Genomic DNA, 6,843 nt, shown 5'->3' on the forward strand with positions numbered 1-6,843 from the left:
GGCCTCGGCCGCGGCCCGCAGGGCGCCTTCGGCCCGGCCGAGGGCTACGACGCCGCGCAGGGCGGCTTCGGCCCCGCCGAGGGCTACGACGGCGAGTACGGCTCCGGCGAGCCCTCGGTGTACGGCACCGAGGGCCTCGACGAGGGTCGGCCCGCGAAGCGCAGGCGCAAGGGCCTGACGGTCTCGCTGGCCGTCCTGGTCACGCTCGGGCTGCTCGGCGGCGCCGGCTACGTCGGCTACCAGTGGACCCAGGACCAGTACTACGTCGGCACCCAGGACGACCACGTCGCGATCTACCAGGGCATCAACCAGAACCTGGCCGGCCTGAGCCTGTCCTCGGTGCACTCCTCCTACAGCAAGATCCAGCTGAAGTGGCTGCCCGAGGACCAGCAGGTCCACGTGAAGAAGACCATCTCGGTCGGCAGCATGAAGGACGCCCAGTCGACGGTCAACGAGCTCGACGGCTGGGTCCAGCTCTGCCAGCGGGCCGCGAAGGCGACCGTCCCGGCCGCACCGCCCGCCACCCAGGCGTCCCAGGCCGTGTACCTGGCCGCCACGCCCACCCCGACCGAGAAGAACCGCGGCCCGGCCGCGGCGACGCCGAGCACCGGTCCCTCGACCGCACCGACGCCGACCGCCCCGGGGGCACCCGCCCCGGCGCCGAACGCCACCCCTCCGGCCACGCAGGGCGACCAGGCTCCGTTGACCGAAGAGGAGCTCAGCCGGGCGAACTCCTGCCCGAAGCAGTGACATCCGTGATCCGACATAGGTCCGCCCCGAACGGGCTTGCCGGCCGTCAGGGAGCGGTCACCACGTGAGCAGCTACGACCTGAGCCAAGAAACCACCCGGTCCGGCCGGCGCCGGGCGACGGCCGAACGCGCCGCCCCCCGTCGGCGGGGCAACACCACGATCTCCCCGCAGGGGGCGCCCAACCGGCGCAACACCGAGCTGGCCATGCTGGCCTTCGCGGTGCTGATCCCGGTCCTCGCGTACGCCAACGTCGGCCTCGCGATGGACGGCAAGCTGCCCGCGGGCATGCTCGGCTACGGGTTCGGCATGGGCGCTCTGGCGATGGTCGCGCACCTGCTGGTGCGCCGCTTCGCGCCGTACGCGGACCCTCTGATGCTGCCGATCGCCACCCTGCTGAACGGGCTCGGGGTGGTGATGATCTGGCGCCTGGACAAGGCCGGCAAGCTGCTCAAGAACAACTACCCGGCGGCCGAGAACCAGCTGATGTGGTCGGCCCTCGGGATCGCCGGCTTCATCGCGGTGATGGTCCTGCTGAAGGACCACCGGGTGCTCCAGCGCTACACCTACATCTCGATGGTGGTGGCCCTGGTCCTGCTCGCCGCACCGGCCTTCTTCCCGTCCCGGGACGAGGACTTCGGCGCCAAGATCTGGATCCGGATGGGCAGCTTCTCCATCCAGCCCGGCGAGTTCGCCAAGATCATCCTGACCGTCTTCTTCGCCGGCTACCTGATGGTCAAGCGGGACGCCCTGGCGCTGGCCAGCCGCCGGTTCATGGGCCTGTACCTGCCGCGCGGCCGCGACCTCGGCCCGATCATCGTGATCTGGCTGCTCAGCCTGCTGATCCTGATCTTCGAGAACGACCTGGGCACGTCCTTCCTGTTCTTCGGCCTGTTCGTGGTGATGCTCTACGTCGCCACTGAGCGGACCAGCTGGATCCTGTTCGGCCTGCTGATGTCGGTCGGCGGCGCGGTGGCGGTCGCCTCGACCGCCAACCACGTGAAGGTCCGCATCAACGCCTGGCTCGACCCGATGGCCGTCTTCGGCCCGAACCCGCCGAAGGGCGCCACCGAGCAGATCGGCCAGTCGCTGATGGCGCTCGGCTCCGGCGGGGTCACCGGCTCGGGCCTCGGCCAGGGCCGCTCCTGGCTGATCGGCTTCGCTGCCAAGAGCGACTTCATCCTGGGTTCCTTCGGCGAGGAGCTCGGGCTGGCCGGACTGATGGCGATCTTCCTGCTGTACGCGCTGCTGGTGCAGCGCGGTCTGCGCACCGCGCTCGCCGCCCGCGACCCGTTCGGCAAGCTGTTCGCCGTCGGGCTCTCCTCGGCGATGGCGATCCAGGTGTTCGTCGTGGCCGGCGGTGTCACCGGGCTGATCCCGCTGACCGGTATGACCATGCCGTTCCTCGCCCAGGGCGGTTCGTCCGTGGTCGCCAACTGGGCGCTGGTCGCGATCCTGCTGAAGATCAGCGACAGCGCCCGCCGCCCCGGGGCCGAACCGGCCCCGGCCACCGAGGGCCAGGGAGGACCCGCCCGATGAACAAGCCGATCCGCCGGGTCTCGATCTTCTGCCTCGTGCTGATCCTGGCCCTGATGGTGCGCACCAACTGGGTGCAGGGCGTCCAGGCCGAGTCCTGGGCGACCAACAAGAACAACAAGCGCCAGCTGTACGACCGCTACGCCCACCCGCGCGGCAACATCATCGTCAGCGGCCAGCCGGTCACCAGGTCCGACTTCGTCAACGGCCTGCGCTACAAGTACAAGCGCTCCTGGGTCGACGGCCCGATGTACGCCCCGGTGACCGGCTACTCCTCCCAGGCCTACGGCTCCAACCAGCTGGAGAACCTGGAGGACGGCATCCTCTCCGGCACCGACGACCGGCTGTTCTTCCGGAACACCCTGGACATGCTGACCGGCGAGCAGAAGCGCGGCGGCGACGTCGTGACCACCATCAACGCCAAGGTCCAGAAGGCCGCCTTCGACGCCATGGGGAACAAGAAGGGCGCGGTGGTCGCGCTCGACCCGAAGACCGGCGCGATCCTGGGCCTGGTCTCCACCCCCTCCTACGACCCGGGCACCTTCGCCGGCGGCGAGGCCGCCGACACCAAGGCCTGGACGGACCTCAACGCGGACCCGAACAAGCCGATGCTCAACCGGGCGCTGAAGGAGACCTATCCGCCCGGCTCGACCTTCAAGCTGGTCACCGCGACCGCGGCGTTCGAGAACGGCCGGTACCAGGGCATCGACGACGCCACGGACACGCCCGAGCCGTACATCCTGCCCAACACCACCACGCAGCTGAAGAACGAGAGCCCCAACGAGCGCTGCGAGAACGCCACCATCAAGTCCGGCATGGACCAGTCCTGCAACACGGTCTTCGCCAAGATGGGCGCGGACCTGGGCAAGGAGAAGATGCGGGCGCAGGCCGAGAAGTTCGGCTTCAACAGCACGATCGACACCCCGGTCCGCTCCGAGAAGAGCGTCTTCCCGGACAGCCCGAGCCTGGACGGCACCGCCCAGGACTCGATCGGCCAGCACGACACCCGCGCCACCCCGCTGCAGATGGCCATGGTCTCCGCCGCGATCGCCAACAACGGCAGCCTGATGCAGCCGTACCTGGTCGACCAGGAGCGCTCGGCCACGCTGACCACCGTCTCCAAGCACACCGAGAAGCAGTTCTCCCAGCCGATGAGCCCGGCCACCGCGCAGAAGATGCAGGACCTGATGGTCTCGGTGGTCGAGAACGGCACCGGCAAGAACGCCCAGATCCCCGGACTCCAGGTCGGCGGCAAGACCGGCACCGCGCAGCACGGCGAGGACAACGCCGGGCTGCCGTTCGCCTGGTTCACCTCCTGGGCCAAGACCCCGGACGGCCAGTCGGTCGCGGTCGCGGTGGTGGTCGAGGACGGGTCCCAGAACCGCGACGGCATCAGCGGTGGCCGGCTCGCGGCCCCGATCGCCAAGGCGGTGATGCAGGCCGCACTCGGCAAGTAGGAGCGCGGATCCGGGGTGAGGGGAATGTCACGATCGGCACCGTCGTCCGGATACCGGTCTGATATCGGCCGACGGTCGACTCCGGTCCGATGCGGTACGACCGGTAGCGTATCCGCCAGCAGCGGGTGTGCCCGTTGCCGCCCGCGAGGCACCGCACGGCCCGGCCGGAGAACCGGTCGCGGACCGCGCGGCGTCACCCAGAGCGTGCGGGGACGCCTACGTCACAACCTCACCGGCCGGTGAGGGAGAGGGTCGGAACTATGGAAGAGCCTCGTCGCCTCGGCGGCAGGTACGAGCTCGGCGGCGTCCTCGGACGCGGCGGCATGGCCGAGGTGTACCTCGGCCATGACACCCGACTCGGCCGCTCCGTCGCAGTGAAGACGCTCCGGGCCGACATGGCCCGGGATCCGTCGTTCCAGGCCCGCTTCCGCCGCGAGGCACAGTCGGCGGCGTCCCTGAACCACCCCGCGATCGTCGCCGTGTACGACACCGGCGAGGACTACATCGACGGCATCTCCATCCCGTACATCGTGATGGAGTACGTCGAGGGGTCCACGCTGCGCGAGCTGCTGCACTCCGGGCGCCGGCTGCTGCCCGAGCGCGCGCTGGAGATGACCATCGGCATCCTCCAGGCCCTGGAGTACTCGCACCGGGCCGGCATCGTGCACCGCGACATCAAGCCGGCCAACGTGATGCTGACCCGGCAGGGCAACGTCAAGGTCATGGACTTCGGCATCGCCCGTGCGATGGGCGACGCCGGAATGACCATGACGCAGACCTCGGCCGTCATCGGCACCGCCCAGTACCTCTCCCCCGAGCAGGCCAAGGGCGAGCAGGTCGACGCCCGCTCCGACCTCTACTCCACCGGCTGCCTGCTCTACGAGCTGCTGACCGTCCGCCCGCCGTTCGTCGGCGACTCCCCGGTCGCGGTGGCCTACCAGCACGTCCGGGAGGAACCGCAGCCGCCGTCCGTCTTCGATCCCGAGGTGCGCCCCGAGATCGACGCGATCGTGCTGAAGGCGCTCGCCAAGGACCGCGACTACCGCTACCAGACCGCCGACGAGATGCGCGACGACATCGAGCGCTTCCTCGACGGCCTGCCGGTGGCCGCCGCCCAGCAGGCCGCCGCGTACGGCATGGGCCCGGCCGGGTACGGCTACGACCAGAACGGCTACCCGCAGCAGCACGACCCGTACGGCCAGACCAACGTCCTGCCGCAGCAGCCCGGCGGCGGCCCGACCACCGTCCTGCCGCAGGCCTCCGGGCAGCCCGGCTACGGGCAGGGCGGCTACCAGGACGACGGCTACGGCCAGACCCACGCCGGCCCCGCGGTCGGCGGCAACGACGACGGCTACGGCCGCGGCCGCAGGGGCGAGGACCCGCCGAAGAAGAGCAACACCTCCTGGATCGTGCTGGCGGTGGCCGCCGTGTTGGTCCTGGTCGGCACCTTCTTCGTCGCCCAGGCGATGTTCAGTGACAAGGGCACGAAGGACGCCGCGAAGGTCACCGCGCCGAACCTGGTCGGCAAGACCCTGGCGGAGGCCAAGACGGCCGCCACCGGGGCCGGTCCCAAGCTCGTGGTGACCGAGGGCGAGAAGATCGCCTGCCCGGACGCCAACGTCAAGAAGGACCAGGTCTGCACCCAGACCCCGCTGCCGGGCACCCAGGTCGTCGAGACCTCCACCATCACGGTGCAGATCTCCTCGGGCCCGGCCAAGGCGCCGCTCCCCCCCGTGGTCGGCAAGCCCAAGGACCAGGCCGTCAAGGCCCTCGCCGACGCGGGCTTCACCAACGTCACCACCGAGTACAAGGACGACGACAACGCCGCGCAGGACACCGTCACCGCCCAGGACCCGGCGGCCAACGCGGCCGTCGACCCGAGCACCCCGATCAAGCTGACCGTGTCGCAGGGCAAGGCCAAGGTGAACGTGCCGAACGTGGTCGGCTCCCAGAAGGAGGACGCGACGGCCACCCTCCAGGGCCTCGGCTTCCAGGTGGACGCCTCGAAGACCGCCACGGCCCCCGACCCGAGCAAGGTCAACACCGTCGCCTTCCAGTCGGTCCCGGCCAACACCAAGGCCCCGGCCAACACCAAGATCTCGCTGACCGTCTACAAGGCGCAGGACAAGCCCCAGGTCCCGCCGCTGGCGAACGTCAAGCTGTCGGACGCCGCCAACCAGCTGAAGGCACTCGGCCTGACGTACACGGTGGTCAGCGGCCCCGCGGACCCGAACGCGACGGTGCAGCAGAGCAACCCGCCGGCCGGCACCCAGGTCGACCCGAACACCCAGATCCAGCTGTACACCAAGGCGGCCGAGCCGCCGAAAGGGGGCGACCCCACCACCCCACCCGCCAAAGGGGACCACTAGGCCTCCGATCTTCCCCTGGTTCGGCTGAGCCGGGGCCGGACGCCGGGGTGACTCCCAGGGACGCCCGAGGGCCCGCCGCAACGCTTGCGGCGGGCCCTCGGGCATTTCCGTACCGGCCCCCAGGAGGCCCGTGAGCGGCTTCAGGAGTGCCGCAGCTCCGGCGGCGGGGTGCGCTTGGCGTCCATGTCGTCCACCCGCACCAGGCTCCCCCAGACGGCCATCCGGTAGCGCGAGGTGTACACCGGCGTGCAGGTGGTCAGGGTGATGTAGCGGCCGGGAGCGGCGTAGCCGGAGCGGGCCGGGACGGGTGCCACGATGCCGGTGTCGTACTTGGACGTCTCCGCCAGGGTGTTGTCGACCTTGTAGACGTACCACTTGTCCTTGGTCTCGACCACGACCGCGTCGCCCTGGTGGACGGCGTCCAGGTCGTGGAACTTGGCGCCGTGGCCGTCCCGGTGGGCGGCCAGCGCGAAGTTGCCCTGCTGGTCCCAGGGCATCGCGGCCTTGTACGGCTGCTCGTAGACGCCCGCCACGCCGTCGTCCAGGACCTCGGCGGAGGTGCCCATCCGGATCAGCACCTGGTAGCCCCGGCCCATCGCCGGGACGTGCAGGAAGCCGACGTCGTCCCCGGCCGCGAACTGCTTGGTCGGGGGCACGGGCGCGGGCCCGGTGCCGGTGCCGGTGCCGGTGCCGGTGCCGGTGCCGGTGCCGGTGGCATCGGGCGCGCCGGGGG

General features: G+C 70.5%; 4 protein-coding genes and 1 pseudogene. 4 read left to right on the forward strand and 1 reads right to left on the reverse strand.

Annotated features, from left to right (window positions below):
• From KS423_RS34120 to pknB, 4 genes and pseudogenes are all read left to right on the forward strand, one after another.
• Window positions 1-750 (forward strand): annotated as a pseudogene (locus KS423_RS34120) (hypothetical protein); the annotation flags it as partial.
• 160 nt (window positions 751-910) lie between these two features.
• Window positions 911-2,287, forward strand: coding sequence for an FtsW/RodA/SpoVE family cell cycle protein (locus tag KS423_RS34125; protein WP_224283632.1), 1,377 nt, complete (start codon window positions 911-913; stop codon window positions 2,285-2,287).
• Window positions 2,284-3,741 (forward strand): penicillin-binding protein 2, encoded by a 1,458-nt coding sequence (locus KS423_RS34130; protein WP_224283629.1) that lies wholly within the window; start codon window positions 2,284-2,286, stop codon window positions 3,739-3,741. Before KS423_RS34125 ends, KS423_RS34130 begins: the two co-directional genes overlap by 4 nt.
• Window positions 3,742-4,001: 260 nt before the next feature.
• Window positions 4,002-6,110, forward strand: coding sequence for a Stk1 family PASTA domain-containing Ser/Thr kinase (gene pknB / locus KS423_RS34135; protein ID WP_224283630.1), 2,109 nt, complete (start codon window positions 4,002-4,004; stop codon window positions 6,108-6,110).
• A gap of 140 nt (window positions 6,111-6,250) precedes the next feature.
• Here pknB and KS423_RS34140 read toward each other — a convergent pair.
• Window positions 6,251-6,843 (reverse strand): class E sortase (locus tag KS423_RS34140; protein WP_224283631.1); only part of this gene is annotated, 593 nt, incomplete at its 5' end.

The sequence above is a fragment of the Streptomyces sp. LS1784 genome (genome assembly GCF_020103755.1).
Taxonomy (GTDB): domain Bacteria; phylum Actinomycetota; class Actinomycetes; order Streptomycetales; family Streptomycetaceae; genus Kitasatospora.